This window comes from Chromobacterium sp. HL1 (assembly GCF_057418835.1).
The window spans coordinates 5,056,181-5,077,769 of sequence record NZ_CP162399.1; the positions used below are offsets into that span (position 1 = coordinate 5,056,181).

The window sequence follows — 21,589 nt, forward strand, 5'->3', positions numbered from 1 at the left end:
GCGATGAGTTCGTTCTCTAGCAAGTCGTCGGGTTACCTGAGGCGGGGAAGGGAGATTGGGCGAGATAAAGCTCGATTGGTACTTCAGCTTTGTGAGTTCTTGGTTAAAATTTTTGGAGTGGCAATCACCTTTTTAGGTGTATGCGCCTGGATAGCAGGGAAGGCTTTCTTTAGTGGTTATTGGGCGGCAGTCGGTAATGGTGGGCCACTTTCTTCATCATCAATTCAGGAGATTGCATTCTTTGGTTTTGCTGCGGCCATCCGCAATTGGTTTTATGCTATTTTCGTGATTGCTTGTTTTGGTGCTTTAGCATGGGTGCTTGGTATCGGTTTACATAAGAAAGCTAAGAAGCCAAGTGATAGGTCCGTTCGCGTGAGGGCATGGTTTTCGGAAAGATTTTCATACGACCAAGATAATAAATACCTATCTTTTTTTATTATTTGGGTTGCGGCTGTTTTGTATGGTTTTGTGGTATTTCCTTTGGCTGGGTGGGTTGTTGCAGCAAATGATGCAGGGAAGGAAAATTTTGAAGAAATTGCATGTCATCGGCTAAAGAGCAATGATTTTCCCACTGCGATATCTATGAGTGAAGGCGGGCAGCTACAGGGCTGGGTCTTGGATAGGTCGGAAAAATTTATGATGTTGGTAGATAGAAATTTTGTATACACCATCTCACTGGGTGAGAAGGCCCGCATGGTAGAAAAAACCGCGCTTAAACTCACCTGCAAGAAGCTCTGAAATTTACTGGGTAGCCCTTCTTCTTTCAGGGAGGGATACAAGAGGAAGCCAGCGCAGCGGGAGCCGCAGCGTTTCCACATCCCGCTGCACCCATCGCCAGTGCGTGCGACCCGCCGCCCCGCCGCATCCCGCGCCAGCCCTCCAAGCCACCTCGCACTCCCCCAACACCTACACCTGTCCTTTAGTCCAAGAGAACGCACTTCCAGACCACGCCAGCTTGTGACTGTCTTCCTAACTTCATAAAATTTCAGGCTTATTTTCAATGTCATACCGCCGCTTGGCGGTGTTTTCGTTTGGAATGCCGATGGACCTGAATGCACTGTTGGCCAGCTTTGCTTCCGCCTTTGGCCAAGACAACCGGATGTTGACCTTGCAGCTTGGAGAGGGGCAGTTTGCCGCCGAACAGCTGTTGCCGCTCAGCCTGGAGGGCGAGGAGGGGGTTTCCCTGCCTTATCGCTATACGCTGACCTGCCTGTCGCCGGATGGCAATATCCCGCTGAAGACGCTGTTGGGCCAGCCGGCCCGCATTGGCATTCAGGGCGCGGAGGGGGGCGAGGTGATCCGTTGCGGCGTGGTTAGCCAGGCCAGTTTGGCGGGGTCGGACGGCGGCTTTGCCCGCTATCAACTGGTCGTGGAAGCGCCGTTCGCCTTGCTGCGCCATCGCAGGACTTCCCGTGTATTCCAAGACCTGTCCGTGCCGGACATCGTCAAACACATCCTCAGCGAACATCAGCAAGCCAACCCCATCTTCGCCCGCGTGCAAACGCTGGCCTTGCAGCTCAAGCCGGCCGCGCCGCGCAGTTATGCGCTGCAATACCGCGAGAGTGATTACGATTTCATCATCCGCCTGTTGCATGAAGAGGGTTACGCCTGGTGTTTCCGCCACTTGGAGGCGGACGGGCCGCGGGTGGAGCTTGCCATCTTTGACGATGCCCACGCCTTGCCGGCTTCTCCGCTGCAGCGGGTGCGCTTCCACCGCAGCGACGCCACCGAGGAAGAGGACGGCCTGACGGGCTGGGAAGCCGCGCGCCAGATTGTCCCCGGCGCCAGCGCGCTGGCCAGTTACGATTACAAACCGGTGCTCACCCAGCAAGGCCGGGAAACCAGCCGGGTGGAGCAGGGCCAGTTTGGTCAGGCCTTGCAAAGCAGCCTGGGCCATTACGATGCGCCGGGCCTGTATTACGCCGGGGATGAGGAGCAGCTGGGCCGCTACGCCGTACTGCGGCAGCAGGCTAACGATTTGCAGGCCAAGACCTTCAGCGGCAGCGGCGCGGTGCGCGGTCTGTTGCCGGGTGAGTGGTTCCGCCTGGACGACCACCCTGCGCATGAGGACGACGCGGAGGAGAAACGCCAGTTTGTTGTCACCGGTCAGCGCTTCCTGGCGCGCAACAATCTGCCGCGGGATCTGGCGCAGCACTTGGGCACGGAGGCGGACGCCACGCCGTTCAGCGCCGCCATCCAGGCCCAGCGCCGTGGCATTCCGCTGACGCCGGCTTATGCCGGCACCGCTCACGCCAAACCCACCAGCCTGGGCGTGCAAACCGCCACCGTGGTGGGGCCGGCCAGCGGCGATGCCGGGGCGGAGAGCCCCGGAGAAGTGCATACCGACGAGCACGGCCGCATCAAGATTCAGTTCCATTGGCAGCGTCCGGAAGAGCATCCCGGCATTGGCGCGGGCATGGACGACAAATCCTCCTGCTGGGTGCGGGTGGCGATGCCGTCCGCCGGCGCCGGCTGGGGCCATCAGTTCCTGCCGCGCATCGGTCAGGAAGTGCTGGTGGACTTTATCGAAGGCGATATGGATCGCCCGGTGGTCAAGGCCGTGGTCTACAACGGCAGCCATCCCGCGCCGGACTTCAGCGGAGCAGGCAGCCTGCCGGCCAATAAGACGCTGTCCGGCATCAAGTCAAAAGAGCATCAGGGCGGCGGCTATAACGAGCTGTTGTTCGACGACACCTCCGGCGAAGTACGCGCCAAGCTGTCCAGCGAGGCGGGCAAGACCCAGCTCAACCAAGGCTTCCTCACCCACCCGCGCAGCAATGGCCAGGCTCAGCCGCGCGGCGAAGGTTTTGAGTTGCGGACGGACCAGCACGGCGCCATCCGCGCCGCCCACGGCCTGTTGCTGTCCACGGAGGCGCAAGGCGGCGGCGCGGGCAAGCAGCTGGCGCGGGAACAGGCCAACAGCCAGCTACAAGCGGCGGTGGCCTTGAGTCAGGCGCTGGCCGAAACCGCCGCCACGCAGCAGGCCGACACCATGGAAACCGGGCCGGACGGCATTGGCGACGACAACGCCAGCAGCGGCAAACGGGAACAAGGCCATGTGCTGCACCAGTTGCAGGCGCTGGAGGCCTGGGAGGCCGGCAGCAATACCGATCCAGACAGCAAAACCGCCAAAGAACAGGCTGGCCAGCAAGCCTTGCTGGTGTTGTCCGCGCCGGCCGGCATTGCCAGCCTGTCCGGGCAAAGCCAGACCCTGGCCGCGGAAATCCATCTCAATCTGGTGGCGCAGCGCGACGCTAATCAAAGCAGCGGCCGGCGCTGGATTCATAACGTCGGCAAGCACATCAGCCTGTTCGTGGCCGGCGTGGCGGATCAGGTGGCGATGAAATGGATAGCCGCCAAGGGCAAGATTCAGTTGCAGGCGCAAAGCGACAGCATTGAGCTGACGGCGGACAAGGACGTCACCATCACCTCCTGCAAGGAACGCATCACCATTGCGGCCAAGGACGAGATTCTGCTGACCAGCGGCGGCGGCTATATCCGCCTCAAAGGCGGGGATATCGAAGTGCACTGCCCGGGCACGGTCAGCATCAAGGGCAGCAGCCATGTATTGAGCGGGCCGGCCAGCCTGAACTACAGAATGCCCACCTTCGGCCAAGTCTACAGTGGCCGTTTCCAGTTGCAGGACCAGAAAACCGGCGCGCCGCTGGTTGGCCGGGCTTACTCCATTCAGCAGGCCGGCGGCCGTACTCTCAGCGGGTATAGCGATAAGGATGGCTGGACGCTGACCGCCATGAGCCGGCAGCCGGAAGGCATGAAGTTGCAGGTATTGGAGCCCGCGCCGGCCAAAACCGAGACATTGCACTTGGCCGGCGGCGGCCAGCACGAGTTGGAACTCGAGATGCGCAATGACGCCCCGCAAGGATGATCCGCATGACCTCTACCCAAATAGTCGGTAACGGCCTTACGCGGCTGGAAGAAGATCAGCAGTATGCCAAGCTGCCCTCTGAGAAAAACAAGCTCTATCTGCAACCCAAGGCCGAGGCCGCGGTTAGAGTGCCCGATGTTCGCATTGGGGTCAGCAAGCTGGGAAAGAACTTCACCATCCATGCGCGGCAAGCGGTGATGAGCGCAGAAATCCGCGCTGATGAGATGCGGTATGAATACCTGTGGTACTACAAGGCGGAAGTCAGTTTCGATATGCCTTCAAGTAGTAGAGGGGTGCCAAAGCCTTTTCTTAGTACTACGGAAGGCCGCAAGCCCAACCGCCGCCACTCGTTAACCCCTTTTCCTAAAGGCCTGCGCAAGAATTTCTTGCGTCGTCCAGACCTGATCATTGTGAAGGACAAGGCGGTACGCTGGCCCGGAAGAGCGACAAAGGATCATGATGGCGTTCCGCATGGGGACAATCTGTACCGGGTGGTCGAGATCAAGTTTCCGGGCGACAGTTTGCACAGGGAGCAAGCTGAGGCTTATCAACAGATAGCGGGAGGTTTGGATCGTTTTACGCTATTACATGTGATCCCGCCGGGTGAGAAGCGGAGGCAGACCGAGCCGGTGAAGAAGCCGGCGCCCGTGTTCGCGCCCAGGGCGGATGGCATACCGCGTGGCGAGAACCGGCGGGTGCCGGTGTATGGCCCCAAGCCTTTGCCTGATCCCGCCTTTTATGAAGAGTGGCTGGATGACGCCAAGCAGTTGGTGCATAGCTTGGCGGAAGACGGCAAGGCATTGGCCAAAAACTTACGTCAGGCCGTTGGCCAGCTTTCGGCCAAGGTGCAGGCGGAGCTGAAGCAGCATGCGCCCTGGTTGTTCACCGCCGGCCACTGGCTGCAAGACAAGGCCAACGATACCTGGCACTTCGTCAATGAGCAGGGGCAGCGTATTGCCAGTTGGACCAGTGCGCAATTACGCGCGGCCTGGGCGGAAATTCAGCGCGTGACCGATCTGACCCTGGAAACCTTGCGCCAGATAGACTGGACTCAAGTGTTGTTGGACATTGGCAAGGGCTTGCTTGCCGTCGCGGTGGTTATCGCCGGGGTGGTGGTGGTGTTCGTATTGGGAGGTTGGCTGGTGGCGGCATTGGCCGCGCTGGTGGAAATGGGGGCGGCCGCCTGGGCCGCGGTTGCAGTCATGTTGGGCGGTGGCGCCATGGCCGCCGCTTCTTGATGGCAGGATGGATGAAGCAAAGATGAGTGCACAAGAATATCAACGCATGCAGGCCTATGCCCGTATTGCCAAGCAAGTGGATTTTATTGAAGGGGTAACTCCAGAGGGGGTGGTGTTGGTCAGGCTGGGGCTGATTTGCACCGTGTACTTCCGCAATGGCGGGCAGCGGGATATGGGCTACAAGGTATTAGGTTGCTTCGACCGTTTTGTCGAGCAGTTTGGCGAGCATCTACAAGGCCAGTTTCATAGCCTAAGTGGCCGCAGTTTTACCAGCCTGCGGAAAGACAGCATTGTGAAGGCTAGGGTGAAGCTCCAAGAAATGATAGAGGAAGGGGCGATGTTTTCTTGGGATTTACAAAGTGAAAAAACGGCGGAGGTGGCGGCTGAATACCATATCGAGACGCTAACTAGCAATATTGACCATGATCCTGAGTGGCTGTCCTATTTGAAGATCACATTGCCATGGCAGTTGTTGGAAGAGCCGGATGGTGAGCAGCGATTCAAGGACTGGGTACGTTACTTGTGCGAAACGCTGGATGTGGACCAAGGCTACGCTGGCTTGGCCTGCAATCTCCCCTATGACTACCATCAGTTTCAGCCTTATGAGTTCCAGATGGCACAGAGATATAGCGGCCTAATGGTGGACCCGGCTCCACATTTGGATAAGGCGGCTTTAGAGGATGGCATCAAAGGCGTCAACTGGCTGACGCTGCTGGGTCCTCGCTATATCGAGCAGCTGGGAGGTATGGCCGCACTCAAGCAGCAACTTCAGTTACCCGATGTCAGCGTGCAGGAAACCGATAACGGCAGATTGATGGTTCAGGCGGGCGTGTTGCCGGATGTCGGCGCACCGGAAGATGGCCATCCGCCGGCCTATGTGGCGGTGAACCGGGTGCTCAAGCGGGTGCGGGTGCCTCATCCGGATCAACTTCATACCTGCATGGACGATGCGGAGGGCTTCACCAAGGCCAATACCTTGGCGTGGTATGCGCGTTTTGACGATGCGATACCGGCGGCCAGCGTGCCGCCGCAGGCGCCAGCCGGTGGTTTGCGCTGCGAAGCCGGGCTGCCCTGCCCGGAAAGCGGGATCTGGTGGACACCGGCGAAAGACAGCTCGCATCAACGTTTTGAGAAAGGGGACCTCATGCCGGATTTCCCTGGATCCAGTTATGGCAGCACGATCTGGTATCGAGAACCGGCCCCCGACGCAAGATGAGTGCAGAGATGTGGGGCGTGCTGGCGGGGGCTTTGGGTAAGCGCTAATCCAACCATTGGAGATCGTATTGTGGGAGATGTCCGGATAGAAACAGTGGCGCAGCTACAAGCTCATCTTAAGCAGTTGTTGAGCCTGGACGATGACAGCTTTACTGCTACTGGAACGCAGACGATTTGTTTTGTTGACATGCCTGTAAAAAAATTATTGGCGCTCTTCAAGGACAGGCAAGGCCCGCTGGGATGGGAGAAAGTAGGAATGGAATGGGCCTACTCTAATAAAGAGCGCAATGTAAGCTTTTATATCAGGGGGGTTGGGTCTAACTCGTTGCTTATTTCCACTGTTATGACGCTACATAACAAATATCTAACGCGATTTGGTGGTGGCGTAGTGGATGAAAATATAAATGAGCAGCAACTAAGGTATCTGAACGCCTATGGCCGTATTCTCAATCAGGCGGATTACATTGATGGCGTAAGCCCGGAAGGCGAGGTGCTGGTTAAACTGGGGTTGATTTGCACCGTGTATTTCCGCAATGGCGGGCAGCGGGATGTCGGTTACAAAGTTTTGGGCTGTTTTGACCGCTTTGTCGAACAGTTCGGCCCGCACCTAAAAGGGCAGTTTCATGACTTTAGTGGAAGAGGGTTCACCTCTCTGCGCAAAGCCAGTATCACGAAAGCTAAAGAAAAACTGTCCGGATTAGTAGACGATGGGGCCATGTTTTTCTGGATTCTGCAAAGCGAAAAAAATGGTGAGTTGCCCGCTGAGTACGCCATCAAGGCGATGACCTGCAATATTGATCATGACTCCGAGTGGTTGTCCTATCTGAAAATCACATTGCCATGGCAGTTGCTGGAAGAGCCGGATGGCGAGCAACAGTTCAAGGACTGGGTGCGTTATCTGTGCGAAACCTTGGATGTGGACCAGGGCTATGCGGGTCTGGCCTGCAATCTGCCCTATGACCGACATCAGTATCAGCCCTATGAATTTCAGATGGCACAACGATACAGTGGCCTGATGGTAGATTCTGGGCCCCACATGGATTTAGCTGAGTTGGAAGACGGCATCAAAGGCGTCAACTGGCTGACGTTGCTGGGCCCTCGTTATATCGAACAGCTGGGAGGCATGGCCGTGCTCAAGCAGCAGCTTCAGTTGCCCGATGTCAGCGTGCAGGAAACCGATAACGGCAGATTGATGATTCAGGCAGGCGTGTTGCCGGATGTCGGCGTTCAGGAATACGGCCATCCGCCGGCCTATGTGGCGGTGAACCGGGTGCTCAAATCGATCCGCGTGCCAAACCCCGATCAGTTGCATAGCTGCATGGACGATGCGGAGGGTTTCACCAAGGCCAATACCTTGGCGTGGTATGCGCGTTTTGACGATGCGACTCCGGTGGCAAGCCTGTCTCCTTCCGCGCCGGCCGGTGAGTTGTGGCGTAAAGCTGGGCAGGCCAGCCCGATTCCATCAAACCAAATGATGAGAGATGCCCAAGCACCCTCGCACAAGCAAGCCTATGCCCGTATTGCCAAGCAAGTGGACTTCATTGAAGGGGTAACCCCTGAAGGCCAGGTGCTGGTCCGGCTGGGGCTGATGTGCACCGTGTACTTCCGCAAGGGCGGGCAGCGGGACATCGGCTACAAGGTGCTCGGCTGCTTCGACCGTTTTACTGAGCAGTTTGGCGAGCATCTGCAAGGACAGTTTCATAGCTTGAGTGGACGTAGCTTCACGAGCCTCCGCAAAGGCAGTATCAAGAAGGCCAAAGAGAAGCTCCAGGAACGCGTGGATGATGGGGGGCCATTTTCTTGGGATTTGCAAAGCGAGAAGAATGGCGAACGGGCTGCCGAATACTCCATCCAGGCAATGACGGCACACCCCGAAAGCGATCCTTATGGCGTGTTGTCTTACGTCAAAATCGTGCTGCCATGGCAGTTGCTGGAAACCCCTGACGGCGAGCAGCGGTTCAAGGACTGGGTTCGTTATTTGTGCGAGACGCTGGATATTGACCATGGTTATGCCGGGCTCGCTTGCACGCTTCCCTATGATCGCCATCAGTTTCAGCCTTATGAGTTCCAGATGGCGCAGCGTTATAGCGGACTGATGGTGGATTCCGCCCCCCACATGGACCTGACTGAGTTGAGAGATGGCATCAAAGGCGTCAACTGGCTGACGTTGCTGGGTCCTCGCTATATCGAGCAGCTGGGCGGCATGGCCGTGCTCAAGCAGCAGCTTCAGTTGCCCGATGTCAGCGTGCAGGAAACCGATAACGGCAGATTGATGGTTCAAGCTGGCGTGTTGCCGGATGTCGGCGCTCAGGAAGACGGCCATCCGCCAGCCTATGTGGCGGTGAACCGGGTGCTCAAGCGGGTGCGGGTGCCTCATCCGGATCAACTGCATACCTGCATGGACGATGCGGAGGGCTTCACCAAGGCCAATACCTTGGCGTGGTATGCGCGTTTTGACGATGCGACGCCGGTGCTCAGCCCACCCTCTCACGCGCCGGCCGGTGCTTGAGCGGCGAGGCCGGGCTTCCCTAGATCAAGTTATGGCAGCACACTGTCTGGTATCGGCAGCGCGAGTAGCGGTGATCATTAGGCTTAGCTTGTAGGCGCAGTATTAATACGAAAAATGCGAAAGACAGTAAATGAATGCACGAGTGGATTTGAATAATCAGGATGTCACCTGGGAGACAAAAGAGCTTGTTGCGGACCCGGCTCGCTTGCTGGCGAGAATGCGGAGCGCGGGTTTGCCCTTGCAGGATGGCGTTGCCGGGGAGGTGGAGGGCGAGTCCGACGGCAGCAAGATCACGGCTTTGGTGGCGGTCAGCGCGGACCGTTTGGCGGCGATTGTCGCGTCGCCAAGCGGCTTGGTATACCGGCTGGAGCCGGAGATTATTGAGCAGGAGTGGTGGTCGTTTGCCGCTCGGTATTACTACATCGTGACGGGCAATCTGGCGGATCGGCAATTGCTGGCCGAACATGCCGGCGTTGAGCTCAGCGCCGTCAAGGGTAAAACGATTTCCAGGAAGAAGCTGGCCGAGCCTTCCGGACTGACTCTGGACCAGTTGTTGGATCAGGCATGCCCGGAACTGGCGCAGCGGCAAGAATCGTTATTTGATTGATGGTTTTGGCTGTAACAGCATAGTCGGCAACGCCGCAGCGCCCGCTGCGGCGTTTTCACATCTACATCACTTCGGATATCTGCGTGAAGCCGGTCAGCAGTTCCTGGCGGATAGGTTCCAGCAGGGCGGCGATCTGTTCGCAATGAATTTGCCTGTCTTCTGGGCAGGCCAACAGCAGTGTCATGATTGCGTGCAGGCTTTGGTTGGCGGAGTGGATATGGACAATGCCCCGGATCAGGCCTTCATCGGCGAGGAGGTAGTACTTCTCCAGGTTTTGGGCGAGTGCGTAGAGGGTGTCCTGGTCGGCAGTGGCGAGACGCAGCAGTTTGATCTGCTCGTGCATGTTCTGCAGCAAGGACTGTTCCCGTTTGACGGCCGGGGCGTTCATATCCGTCCCTCCATGATGACCGGGGTGATACGGCGGTGGGGCTGACGGTAGATATTCAATATATTCACTATGGCCTCCACAAACATTTGCTTAAGGAAGCCTGCGCGGCACGCACGGAAGGCGTGGGCAGGCACATGACAAAGTGGGAGGACCGGATATCCAACGGCAGCCCCGGAGGGCTCAATGCCATGCGCCCGCCCGGTGGTGGCAGACGCAACGGCACATAACGAATCGCGGCCAGGCGATTTGCTACGGGATACCAAAACGGGCCTCCCAGCCCATGGCTGCGTTATTTGGCGCAGCGCATGGGCAGAGTAAGGGGGGCAAGGCCCAGCGTCAAGGCGGCGGCGGGCCGGGGTGGGGATTACAGCAGAAAGCCGCCCTTTACGGGCGGCTTTTGGCGTTGCAGCGCCGCGGCGCGGCGGTCATACGCCGGTTCTAAGAAGGCGTTTACGATCTTGCGAGCTAGAGCGAGACAGGGCGTTGCGGCTAAGAAAGCGGAATGTAGCTCCGGTACATGAGCATTTCGGAGCAGTGCTCACCGTGTCACGTCTCACGACGCGCAGCAGATCGTCAATAGGTTCTAAGCCGCGTTCATGGCGGCGCCGGCCTGGGCCGTCACGGCGCCCAGGTCCTGGATGATGTCGTCAATCAGGCGGTCCAGCCGCTGGCTGTCGTGGTGGTGGGGCGTGGTGATCAGGTGGGCCGCGCCGCCGGATCTGGCCAGGCCGTGTTTGTTGCATACCGGTTCAGACGGGCTGGGGAAGACCACGGTGATGGAGTTCTTGCAGCGCCAGGCCTGGATGCCGGCGGACTGGAAACGGTCTATCGCGTATTGGGCCATGTCCAGGCAATGGCGCACTTTGCGGCGCCATTCCGCCAGCGGCCGGCTCTTGATGGCCGCCCACAACATCATGGGTGTGTGACCGTTGCGGGAGCCGCTGATGGTTTGGTCGTTGGCGGAGATGTAGTCGATTTCCACGGAGATGCGCGACACATTGCTGCGTTTGGCCAGCACGATGCCGCACGGCATGGGCGACCCTATCATCTTGTGGCCGGACACGCTGATGGAGTCGATACCGTCGGCGAAGGAGTAAGGCTGCGGGCTGTCGACAAAGGGCAGGATCATGCCGCTGAGCGCGGCGTCCGCGTGCAGGTAGTAGTCCCGCCGCGGGATGCCGGCCTCAGCCAGCTTGTGCTGGATGACGCCGATGTCGTCCACGGCGCCTTTCATGGTGGTGCCGACGTTGACGAAGACGATGGGATGGCGCTCCTGGTCTTGCTGGATTTTGGCCACCAGGTCGTCGTAGTCGATTTCGCCGCTGGGCAGGGAATCCACCGCGCGGGATTTGATGCGCAGCAGCTTGATGATCTTGGCCACGGAGTAGTGGCTGTCCTTGGAGTAGTACAGGGTGGCGTCCGGGAACAGTTCGCGGGCGAGGTAGCAGCCGAACATATTGCCTTCGGTGCCGCCGTTGGTCACGTAGCCCCAGCTTTGGTCAAAGGGGATGTGGAACAGTTCGGCGAAGAAGTGCATGACTTCGCGTTCGAAGTCGAAGGAATTCAGCAGGTAGTTGCTGCTTTCGTTCCAGTCGCCGCAGTTGTTGATGGAGAAGCGCAGGAAGCGGTGCAAGGGGGCGTAGTCGAAGTCGGCTGACTCTGGATAAGCGAGATTGAAATATTGGTGTTGCAAGCAGTACTGCCAAAAAGATTCGATACGGTTTTGGTCAAGTTGGGACAGCGACATGGGTGACTCCGTGATTTCTCAGAACCTGTTCACGATCCGCTGCGCGGCGACGGGATAGTTTAGACAGGGCGTTGAGAACGCTTTGAGAACGCTTTCGAAATGCTCACGCACTCTGCGCGCATTCCGCTTTCTCGGCTGTTCTCGCCTTGTCTTGGCTTGTCTTGCAAGCAAGATCGTGAATGGGTCCTTGGTGGGTGGGTATTGCTGGTGTTCTTCCTTGTTGGCTGGGCGTGGGTTGGCGCCCAGTTTTGTCTGTTTTTTTAAGGTTTTAGGGCCGGTTCTGCGCGCCGGCCGCGGCCATGCTTCAAGCGTCCGTTTGCCGGGCGTCCAGCAGCGCTTCCCAGCCCGCCAGGGTGGGGGTGCGGCTCAGTTCTTCCGTGCGCACGGGGATGCCGCGGGCGTTGAGTTCCGCGGCCAGCGTCATCAGGCGCAGGGAATCCAGGCCGTAATACATCAGGTTTTCCGTGGGGTTCAGTTCCCCGTCTTCCGCCAGCAGCTGCCGCAGCCGGCCATGCAGCCATTGGCGCGGGTTGGCGGCTTTTGCTTGAGGCGCGCCGCCGGCTTGCGGCGGGGTGGTGCTGATTGCTTTTTCATTCGTCATGACGATTTCACCTGGATCATTGCATCACGCTAAAAATGTAAATTATAATCATTCGCATTTAGAGATGCCATATGGAGATGGAAGAAATGCAAGAAATCCATTTGTCAATTTTCATGGGTGCGCAATGAGAGAGCTGACTTCAATGCAGGCGGCCTGCTGGATGGGCCGGGGCGATCATTCCGATCTGGGTGGCGTCTCTGCGCATTTGTATGCGGAGTTCGACGGCCAGGCCATTGAGCTGCCGCGTTTGGTGGCCGCGCTGGCCCGGCTGGGCCGCGAGCACGCCATGCTGCGCGCCTGCGTAACGGCGGACGGCATGCAGGCGCTGGCGGCGGCGGACAAAGCGCCCCATCTGGAGGTGGAGGATTTCACCGCCTTGGAGGGCGAGGCGCTGGCGCAGCGCCTGGAAGCCAAGCGCCAGCAGTGGACTCATCAGCGGCTTGACCTGGCAACCGGTCAAGCCGTTCGTTTTTCCATCAGCCTGTTTGGCGCGGGCGATAGCCGGCTGCATGTGGACGCGGACATGATCGCCGTGGACCCGTCCAGCTTCCGCGTGCTGATGGAGGATTTGGCGCTGTTTTACGAATCCCAGGACGCGGAGACGCCGCCCACGCCGTCCTTCTTTGAGTGGTGCGACCGGGCGCGGGACGAGCCCTGGCTCAAGGCGGCCCGGGAGCGGGACCGCGATTGGTGGCGCGCGCAGTTGGCCGATATCGCGCCGGCGCCGTCCTTGCCGCGCCGGGAGGGGCCGGCGGGCGCGGCGTCCAGCCAGCGCTTGTGCGCCTGGCTGGCGCCGGAGCAGCGCCAGGCTTTGCGGCGGCTGGCCAAGGCGCAACGGCTGACGCTGTCCGGCCTGATGTTGGGCGTGTTCGCCCAGGCTTTGGGCGCGGCCACCGGGGACCGGCGCTTCCGGCTGAATGTGCCGGTGTTCTGGCGGCCGCCGCTGCTGGAGGGCGCGGAGCGCATCATCGGGGAGTTCGCCAATCTGGTGTTGCTGGATGTGGATTTGGACGCGGCGCCGACTTTGGGCGCGCTGTGCCGAAACCTGGCCTCGCAGTTGCTGGAGCGCGCCGGCCATTGCGCTTATCCGGGCGTGAACCTGATGCGGGATCTGTCCCGCCATCATCGTTCGCCGCAGATCGCGCCGGTGGTGTTCACCGCGGCGCTGGACATGCCGGGCGGGGAGCTGTTCTCGGAGCGGGTGCGGCGCGCCTTCGGCGCGATGAACTGGGTGATTTCGCAGGGGCCGCAGGTGGCCTTGGACGCGCAGATCGTCAGCGCGGACGGCGGGGTGTTGATCAATTGGGACATCCGCCTGGACGCCTTGCCGCAAGACTGGATCACGCAGCTGTTCAACGATTTCGTGGCCCTGGCCACCGCCGTGGCGGCGGACCCAGCCGCGCTGGAGCGCCCGCTGGCGCAGCCGGAGGCGGAAACGCCGCTGTCGGTGTTGCAGCAGGCGTATCTATTAGGCCGCACCGCGCAACTGCCGCTGGGCGGGGTGGCGATGCAGGAGTTCCGCGAATACCACGGGACGATGGACCCGGCGCTGCTGCGCGCCCGGCTGGGCGAGATGGTGCGGCGTCACGATTGCCTGCGCACGGTGATAGACGTTGCGCGCTTGCGGCAGCGGGTCCGCGCGCAGCCGCGGGTGAATCTGCGGGAGGTGGATTTGCGCGCCTTGTTGCCGGCGGCGGCCCAGGAGCGGGTGGCGGCGGCGCGCGAGGATTACGCCCACGCGCTGTTTGATCTGGAGCACGCGCCTTGGGAGCTGACGTTGTTCCTGCTGCCGGACGACAGCTTGACGGTGTTTGCGCGTTTCGATGCCTTGATTGTCGATGGACGCTCCATCGCCGCGCTGATGCTGGAGCTGTTCCAGGGCGTGGCGGAGCCGAGCAGGCCGGCCGCCGCCGCGGCGGCCGAGGCGTCCGCGGAAGCCCGCAAGGCGGACGCGCTGTATTGGAAAAACAAGTTGGCCGATTGCGGCGGCGCGCCGCGGCTGCCTTGGCGCAAGCCCTTGGATCAATTGGGCGTGGCGCGCTATGAGCGGCAAAGCCTGACGGTGAGCGCGGAGCGTTTCGAGCGGCTGGGCAAGCTGGGCAATGGGCAGCGCTTTTTCAAGAACACCACGGTGATGGCGCTGGTGTTGGAGGTGTTGTCGCACTGGCTGGACGAGGGCGGCTTGTGCGTGGCGGTGCCGGTGGCGCCGCTGCCGTCCGGCGGCTTCTCCAACCGTTCCAGCTTCATCGCGGTCACGTGGCCGGCGGGGCTGGACAGCCTGGCCGAGCGCGGCCGCCGCTTGCAGGCGGACGTGATGGAGGGCTTGCAGCACCTGGCCTTCTCCGGCGTGGACCTGGCGCGGATGTTGTTTGAAAGCCATGGCCCCGGCCCGGCGCTGCCGGTGGTGGTGACCAATGGCTTGTCGTGGCCGACGGCGGCGGACGGCGCCATGCGCCAGATCGGCGGGCTGACCCAGACGCCGCAGGTGGCGATGGATCTGCGTTTTTCCGCGCGGGCGGACGGCGCGCTGGTGTTTGACATCGATTACGCCCGCGACGCGCTGGAACCGGCCCTGGTGAGCGCGGTGCTGTGCGCGCTGGAGCGGGCCATCGAGCAGGTGACGGACAGCGGCGTGTTCGAGGCTTCGGCCGGCCGGGTGCTGGATTACGGCCATTACCGGCTGAACAGCGTGGAGGCCGAGGCGCGGCGCGAGAATTTCCTCGGCCGCATCGCCGCCCATATCTTCGACCCGGACAACGCCCGGGTGGCGCTGATCAGCGGTCAGCGGCGGATACGCTACGGCGAGCTGGGCGAGGCGGTGTCCCGAGCGATAGCGGCGCTGAAGGCGCGCGGCGTCAGCGCCGGCCAGGTGGTGGCGGTGTGCCTGCCGCGCAGCCCGGAACACACCATCGTCACCCTGGCGTGCGCCTTCAGCGGCGTGGTGTGGGTGCCGATAGACGCGGCGTCCCCGGAGGAGCGGCTGCGTTATTTGCTGGACAACTGCCGGCCGGACCTGGTGGTGGCGGCCCAGCCGCTGCCGACGGAGCATGCGCGGGCCACGCCGGAGCAATTGCTGGCCGAGGCCGCGCCGCTGGCCGCGCGCGGCGGCTGGCAGGCGCTGTCCCTGAGCGAGACGCCGGCGTATTACCTGTACACCTCGGGCACCACCGGCAAGCCCAAGTGCGTGGTGTTGTGCAACCGGGCCACGGCCAATGTCATCGGGGCCACGCTGGAGCATTGGCAGGTGACGCAGCGCGATGTGTGCCTGTCGGTGACGCCGCTGCACCACGATATGTCGGTGTTCGATGTGCTGGGCAGTCTGACTGCCGGCGCCACGCTGGTGTTGCCGGAGGCGGGCGAGGAGAAGGACGCGGTGCGCTGGAACCAGCTGGTGGACGAGCACGGCGTCACGCTGTGGTGCACGGTGCCGGCCATGCTGGAAATGTTGCTGTCTTGCCGGCGGGACGGCGGGCTGCACAGCCTGCGGCTGGTGGCCCAGGGCGGGGATTACATCAAGCCGTCCATCATCGCGGATTTGCGCGCTGCTCTGCCGGCGGCGCGGCTGCTGTCCTTGGGCGGGCCGACGGAAACCACGATCTGGAGCATCTGGCACGACATCGTCGCGGAGGACAGCGCCAAGGTGCCCTATGGCCGGCCGCTGCCCGGCAACCGCTATTGGCTGCTGAACGAACGCGGCGAGCATTGCCCGGCCGGCGTGGCCGGACGCATTCACACCGCCGGCGTCAATCTGGCGCTGGGCTATCTGGAAAACGGCGAGCTGACCCAGCACGACTTCGTCACGGTGCGCGACGAGGCCGGCCAGCAGGCGCGCGCCTTCCGCACTAGCGACTGCGGCCGTTACCGGCCGGACGGGGTGATGATGTTTGACAGCCGGGTCAACGGCTACGTCAAGGTGCGCGGGGTGCGGGTATCGCTGCCGGACATCGAGATGGAGCTGATCAAGCATCCGGCGCTGGCCCATGTGCTGGTGGTGGATGTGGGCGACGAGCGGCAGGGGGAGTTGGGCATCGGCGCGCTCTACGTGGCCAAGCCCGGCGCGGAGGCGAGCGCGGCGGATCTGCGCGAGCACGCGCGCCGCGTCCTGCCGCAATCCCATGTGCCCACGCGTTTCTTACAGGTGGCGCAACTGCCCTTGTCGCAAAACGGCAAGCCGGACCGCCGCGGCGCGCGCGCGCTGTTGCAGGCGCCGGCCCAGGAGCGTGCCGTGCCACCCGCGCCCGCTGTCGCCGTTGTCGAGGCTCCGGTCGCGGCGACGCGGCACCGGCGCCCGGTGCTGGACATTTACCTGGGCGTGCTGGGGCGTTCCTATCAGGAGCTGGCCGACGAGCTGCTGGACTTCAGCAGCATGGGCTTGCTGCCCCAGCATCTGAAAGCCATTGCGGCGCGCCTGCGGGAAACCTTCGCCGTCGAGCTGTCGCCCGGTCAGCTGCTGCGTTGCCGCAATGTGGCGGATGTGGAGCGTTTGCTGGCGGCTGGCCAGCCTTAAGGGCTTGTTCACGATTTTTTAAGGGCAGGCAATGCCAAGGCATTGAATCCGCTGCGCGGATGATGGTTTGCATTGCCGGGGCTGCCCGGCGGGCAGGAAGGGGAATTTGCTCGGCCAAATTCCCCTTCACCCCAAAGGCCGCCCTGCAAGCCTGGCCTGCGGCTTCCCGCCGGGTCCCGTCAGGCCCGAGGCGCGGCTGAACTCGCACCGCGCTAACGTCGCGGTGCTCGAACAAGCAGCCGCTTAAAACCTCGGGCCTGCCACCCGACGGCAGGCTTGAAGGGAGTTGGGGCGCGTCGGGCACGTGGTTTTCTTCGCGCCGAGCAAGCTGAGTCCCGCTGGACTTGGTAGTGCAAAAGATCGTGGACAAGTTCTAAACACTTTTACCCCGGGGCGGCCATCCCGCCCCGGGGACAACCGATAGAACCTTTGATAGAACCTTGGGAGTTTTTCGCATATGGAAATGGCGAACGTAGATGTTGCCGGCGTCGGCATCGGGCCGTTCAATCTGGGCTTGGCGGCCTTGTTGTCGCGTCACTCGGATATCAAAGGGGTGTTTCTGGAGCGCAAGCCGGCGTTTCGCTGGCATGAGGGTTTGCTGTTGCCGGGCACCACGCTGCAAGTGCCGTTCCTGGCCGATCTGGTCACGTTGGCGGACCCCACGCATCCGCTCAGCTATCTGAACTATCTGCACCAGCATGACCGCCTTTACCAGTTCTACTACTACGACAACACCCTGGTGCCGCGCATCGAATACGACGACTACTGCCGCTGGGCCGCGCAGCAGTTGCCGGCCTGCCGCTTTGGCGAGGAGGTGCGGGACGTGACTTACGACGCGGGCGCGGGGCGTTTCGTGGTGGACAGCGAGTCGGCGTCGGGCGGGATGCGCCGCTACGCCGGCCGCGATCTGGTGGTAGGCGTGGGCACTTCGCCGTGGCTGCCGGCGTGGGCGCGCGCCAGCCGCCACCCGCGGGTGATCCATTCCGCCCAGTTCATCCCCAATCAGCAGGCTTTGTCGCAATGCCGGCGCGTCACTGTGATCGGCTCCGGCCAGAGCGCGGCGGAGTGCGTGCTGGCGCTGTTCCGCGAGCTGAGCCCGGAGCAGGCGGCGGCCGGGGCGTCCATCCAGTGGATCACGCGCGCGCCGGGCTTTCACCCGATGGAGTTTTCCAAGCTGGGGCAGGAGTGCTTCACCCCGGCTTATATGCAGTACTTCCACAGCATCCCGCGCGAGAAGCGCCGCGAGGTGGTGGCCGGCCAGGGCCTGCTGTACAAGGGCATCAGCTTCTCCACCATCGGCGATATCTTCGATCTGCTCTACGAGCGTTCGATAGGCGGCCGCGAGCCGGGCCTGAAGCTGTATTCCAATTGCGATGTGGAGGCGCTGGAGGAGCAGGGCGCGGACGGCGCGCTGCGCATGACTTGCCATCACCGGCAGCTGGGCCAGCGTTGCCAGCTGGAGACGGACGCCATCGTCGCGGCCACCGGCTACGCCCACGCCTGGCCGCAGTGGTTTGAGCGCTTGAAGGAGACGGTGCTGGAGGTGGACGCGCAGGGCGATTGCATCGTGGAGGAGGATTTCACCGCCCGCCGCCGCGATCAGGGGCCGGGCCGGGTGTTTGTGCAGAACGCGGAGATTTTCCAGCACGGGGTGGGCTCGCCTGACCTGGGCATAGGCCCGATCCGCAACGCGGCCATCATCAATCAGTTGCTGGGCCAGCCGCGTTATCGCCTGCCGCAGCGTTCGGCGTTCCAGCATTATGGGCTGCCGCAGGGCTAGGTTCTAAACCGGCCGGTGGGTATCGCCTGCGGCTCCACCCACCCTACGGTGGTTGCTCGTCGCGGTAGGGGGGGCGCAGCGATACCCACGCGGACCGGGGCTTGGGGCGCATCGGGTACGCGGTTGCCTGAGCGCTAGAGTCGTTTCAAAACACGGAACAAAGATTGTGAACAGGCTGCGCTGTTGGTGGGTATCGCCTGCGGCTCCACCCACCCTACGAAGGCTGCTTGTCGCGGTAGGGTGGGTGGAGCGCAGCGATACCCACGCGGATCGGGGCCGGGGCGCGTCGGGTACGCGGTTGCCTGAGCGCTAGAGTCGTTTCAAAGCACGGAACAAAGGTTGCGAATAGGCTGAGCTGTTGGTGGGTATCGCCTGCGGCTCCACCCACCCTACGAAGGTTGCTTGTCGCGGTAGGGTGGGTGGAGCGCAGCGATACCCACGCGGACCGGGGCCTGGGGCGCGTCGGGTGCGGGGTTGCCTGTGTGCTAGCGGAATTTCAAAACACGGAACAAAGATTGTGGACAGGCTGCGCTGTTGGTGGGTATCGCCTGCGGCTCCACCCACCCTATGAAGGCTGCTTGTCGCGGTAGGGTGGGTGGAGCGCAGCGATACCCACGCGGATCGGGTTCTGAGACTGAATGAAATGGACGCCCCCGCTCTCGTTTGAGGGCGGGGGCGTCAGGCTTTGCGCGCCGTTTCTCCGACGCGCAGCGGACCGTAAACGACGGCTTAGCCCAGCAGCTCTTCCAGCCTCCGTTCGCTGGCGTCGCCCGCGCTCAAGAGCGCGAACAAGCGGTGCAGCGTGGCGCAGATGGCCTCTAGCTGGGCGGCGGAGTAGCGTTCCGCGCGGTAGGTGATGACCAGGCGCAGCGAGCCGTCGTGCGCGTCTTCCATGATCTCGAACTGCAGGCCGAACATGGATTCGCTCTTGTCCGGGTCGATCTGGCGGTAGCGGATCTCGCCGCCGTCCGGGGCCGGCAGCGCGCCGTTGAGCGCGTTGTTGGCGTGGACCTGGACGTAGACGTCGAACAGCAGGCCGTCCGCCGGCGTCATGCCCAGCGCGTTTTGCACCAGTTCCAGCGGAATGTCGGCGTAGGCCATGGAGTCGTTGATGGTCAGGGTCACGTCCTTGAGCAGGTTGCCCAGCGATTGCCCGCGGTCGAAGCGCACCCGGTGCGCCACCATGGTGGTGAAGTAGCCGACGGTGTCGAAATACGCCGCGTCGGTGCGGCCGGAGGACGAGGTACCGATCACGATTTCCGGCAGATCGCCCAGCTTATGCAGGGCCAGCGCGATGGCGGTGTAGACCACGCTGAACAGCGAGGAATCGTGACGCTTGGCGAAGGCGGTGATCGCTTCCTGCGTGCCCGGCTCGGGCTTGAACTCCAGCCATTTGGCCTTGAAGCCGGCGGCCTGGTCGGGCGCGGCGGCCGGCGCGGCCGGGTCCGGCAGGCGCAGGCCCGGCGTGGCGCCGCGCAGCATGGCGGTCCAGTAGTCCATGTGGCGCGGGTTGACGCCCTGGCTCTGTTGTTCCAGCGCGAAGGCGTGGAAGGAGGGCGCCGGGGCGGCCCATTGCGGCGCCTTGCCGGCGGCGCGGGCGCGGTAGGCCAGCGCCAGCTCGTCCATCATCACATTGAGCGACCATTCGTCGATCGCCATGTGATGCACCAGGAAGGACAGGGTCTGGCGGCCGGTGGCCGGGTGGCGCAAGAAGCGTATCCGCAGCGGCAGTTCCCGGCTCAGGTCGAAGCGGTGGGCGGCTTCGTCCGCCAGCGTCAGCCCCTCGCTCTCCGCGCTGCTCCAGAACCACTTGTAGCCGCCGATTTCCGTCAGCGGCACGATGCGCTGGAGCGCGGCACCGTCTTCTTGATGGAAGGTGGCGCGCAGGCTGGCGTGGCGTTCCAGCAAGTCTGTGAAGGCCAGGCGGAACAGGTTTTCGTCCACCGGATCGAGGAAGTCCAGCGCGAAGGGCAGGTTGAAGATGGTGCCGAAGTCGTAGGCGGCGTAGGCGCGCCACAGCGAGGCTTGCGCCAGCGCCAGCGGCGCTTGCCGCACTTCGGCGGACGGCGCGGCCTGACGGCGTTGTTCGATGACGGTGGCGCGCGCGGCCAGCGCGGCGGCGGTGGGCGCTTCAAAGAAGTCGTTGAAGCGGATCTGGATGCCGTGCTTGCTTTGCAGCGTGCCGATGATGCGGGTGGCCAGCAGGGAATGGCCGCCGAAATCGAAGAAGTTGTCGTCCGGCTTCATGCCGGGCTCGGCCAGCACCGCGCGCAGTTCGCTCAGGATGACGGCGGCGATCGCGTCCTGGCCGTCGGCGGCGGGCTGGGCGGCCGCCGGCGGGCGGTAGCCGGTTTCGCCGGCCTGCAAGGGCAGCGGCGTCAGCGTCAGCGGGCGGCGGGCGGCATCCAGTTGCCGATAGCCCTGGGCCAGCGCGTCCGCCAGGGCCTTGAAGGGCTGGGCCGGCTCCAGGATGGGGTGCAGGCTCAGCGCCAGCACGGCGCTGTGTTCGGTGTGGACGATCAGGGCCTGGAACGGCGGCTGCGTCTCCGCGTCCCAGGGCGCCGCGCGCAGCGCGAGCAGGCGCTCGGTTAGCTGGGCTTCGCTCATGCGCGGGAAGGCGATGCAAGGGTGCCAGCCGTCCACATGGGATTTGCGCAGATCGCCGTCGTCGCTGAACTGGTAGCGGGCGTTCAGCTCCGGCCGGGCCTGGATCAGCTGTTGCAGCGCCAGGGTCAGCAGGGCGAGGTCCGTTTGCTCGTCCAGCCGCCAGGCGTCGACAAGGCGGTTCAGGCGTTCCGGGTGTTGCTGCTGCAATAGCCAGCATTGTTCTTCGTGAAGGCTCAGGGGCAGGCGCTGCGACGGGATGTCGGGGTGGGGGTGCGACAAGAGTGGTCTCCTTCTGAAATTCAACAGCCAATAATCGTTGCGGGCGGCGACGGGAGGCCTTTGACGGTCGCCAGTCAACAGGACGCGTCGTCGGGGGATGACGGCCCTGGGAATGCGTGCGGCGGGTTCTTGCGATGAGATGTCTACGGCATGGCAGGCGCGGGATTCCGGCCGTGTCAGTCATGGCCCCATCGGGCTGAGGGGGCGCTTATGCGTCATGCCCGG

General features: G+C 62.4%; 12 protein-coding genes. 8 read left to right on the plus strand and 4 right to left on the minus strand.

Going from position 1 to position 21,589, the window contains the following annotated elements; translation table 11 throughout:
• Window positions 1–3: 3 nt before the first annotated feature.
• From AB1Z25_RS23155 to AB1Z25_RS23180, 6 genes are all read left to right on the plus strand, one after another.
• Window positions 4–738, plus strand: a complete 735-nt coding sequence (locus AB1Z25_RS23155; RefSeq protein ID WP_486636262.1) for a hypothetical protein — start codon at window positions 4–6, stop codon at window positions 736–738.
• A 304-nt stretch (window positions 739–1,042) separates the two neighbouring features.
• Window positions 1,043–3,886 carry a type VI secretion system Vgr family protein gene (locus tag AB1Z25_RS23160; RefSeq protein ID WP_486636263.1) on the plus strand — a complete coding sequence of 948 codons (2,844 nt, stop codon included), beginning with the start codon at window positions 1,043–1,045 and terminating at the stop codon, window positions 3,884–3,886.
• 5 nt (window positions 3,887–3,891) lie between these two features.
• A complete protein-coding gene (locus AB1Z25_RS23165; RefSeq protein WP_486636264.1) occupies window positions 3,892–5,124 on the plus strand; it encodes a VRR-NUC domain-containing protein in 1,233 nt (410 codons plus the stop codon).
• 22 nt (window positions 5,125–5,146) lie between these two features.
• Entirely contained in the window at window positions 5,147–6,340 is a 1,194-nt protein-coding gene (locus AB1Z25_RS23170; RefSeq protein WP_486636265.1) for a type VI immunity family protein, read from the plus strand.
• A gap of 93 nt (window positions 6,341–6,433) precedes the next feature.
• Entirely contained in the window at window positions 6,434–8,848 is a 2,415-nt protein-coding gene (locus AB1Z25_RS23175; RefSeq protein ID WP_486636266.1) for a type VI immunity family protein, read from the plus strand.
• A gap of 130 nt (window positions 8,849–8,978) precedes the next feature.
• Window positions 8,979–9,455: a hypothetical protein gene (locus tag AB1Z25_RS23180; RefSeq protein WP_146176754.1), complete on the plus strand. Its 477-nt coding sequence runs from the start codon at window positions 8,979–8,981 to the stop codon at window positions 9,453–9,455.
• Between the two features lie 61 nt (window positions 9,456–9,516).
• On the opposite strand, the gene AB1Z25_RS23185 is transcribed toward AB1Z25_RS23180, so the two are convergent.
• The 3 genes from AB1Z25_RS23185 to AB1Z25_RS23195 all read right to left on the minus strand — a co-directional run bounded on the left by AB1Z25_RS23185 (window position 9,517) and on the right by AB1Z25_RS23195 (window position 12,191).
• Window positions 9,517–9,843: a hypothetical protein gene (locus AB1Z25_RS23185; protein WP_235085300.1), complete on the minus strand. Its 327-nt coding sequence runs from the start codon at window positions 9,841–9,843 to the stop codon at window positions 9,517–9,519.
• Between the two features lie 583 nt (window positions 9,844–10,426).
• Entirely contained in the window at window positions 10,427–11,590 is a 1,164-nt protein-coding gene (locus AB1Z25_RS23190) for a histidine decarboxylase (protein ID WP_486636267.1), read from the minus strand.
• Between the two features lie 304 nt (window positions 11,591–11,894).
• Entirely contained in the window at window positions 11,895–12,191 is a 297-nt protein-coding gene (locus tag AB1Z25_RS23195) for a phosphopantetheine-binding protein (protein WP_486636268.1), read from the minus strand.
• Between the two features lie 124 nt (window positions 12,192–12,315).
• Here AB1Z25_RS23195 and AB1Z25_RS23200 point away from each other — a divergent pair, with 124 nt between their 5' ends.
• Both AB1Z25_RS23200 and basC read left to right on the plus strand, forming a co-directional pair.
• Window positions 12,316–16,698, plus strand: coding sequence for an amino acid adenylation domain-containing protein (locus tag AB1Z25_RS23200; protein WP_486636269.1), 4,383 nt, complete (start codon window positions 12,316–12,318; stop codon window positions 16,696–16,698).
• A 463-nt stretch (window positions 16,699–17,161) separates the two neighbouring features.
• Complete coding sequence (gene basC / locus AB1Z25_RS23205) at window positions 17,162–18,478, plus strand: putative histamine N-monooxygenase (protein WP_486636270.1); 1,317 nt, start codon at window positions 17,162–17,164, stop codon at window positions 18,476–18,478.
• A 729-nt stretch (window positions 18,479–19,207) separates the two neighbouring features.
• On the opposite strand, the gene AB1Z25_RS23210 is transcribed toward basC, so the two are convergent.
• Window positions 19,208–21,364, minus strand: a complete 2,157-nt coding sequence (locus AB1Z25_RS23210; protein ID WP_486636271.1) for a condensation domain-containing protein — start codon at window positions 21,362–21,364, stop codon at window positions 19,208–19,210.
• Window positions 21,365–21,589 lie beyond the last annotated feature (225 nt).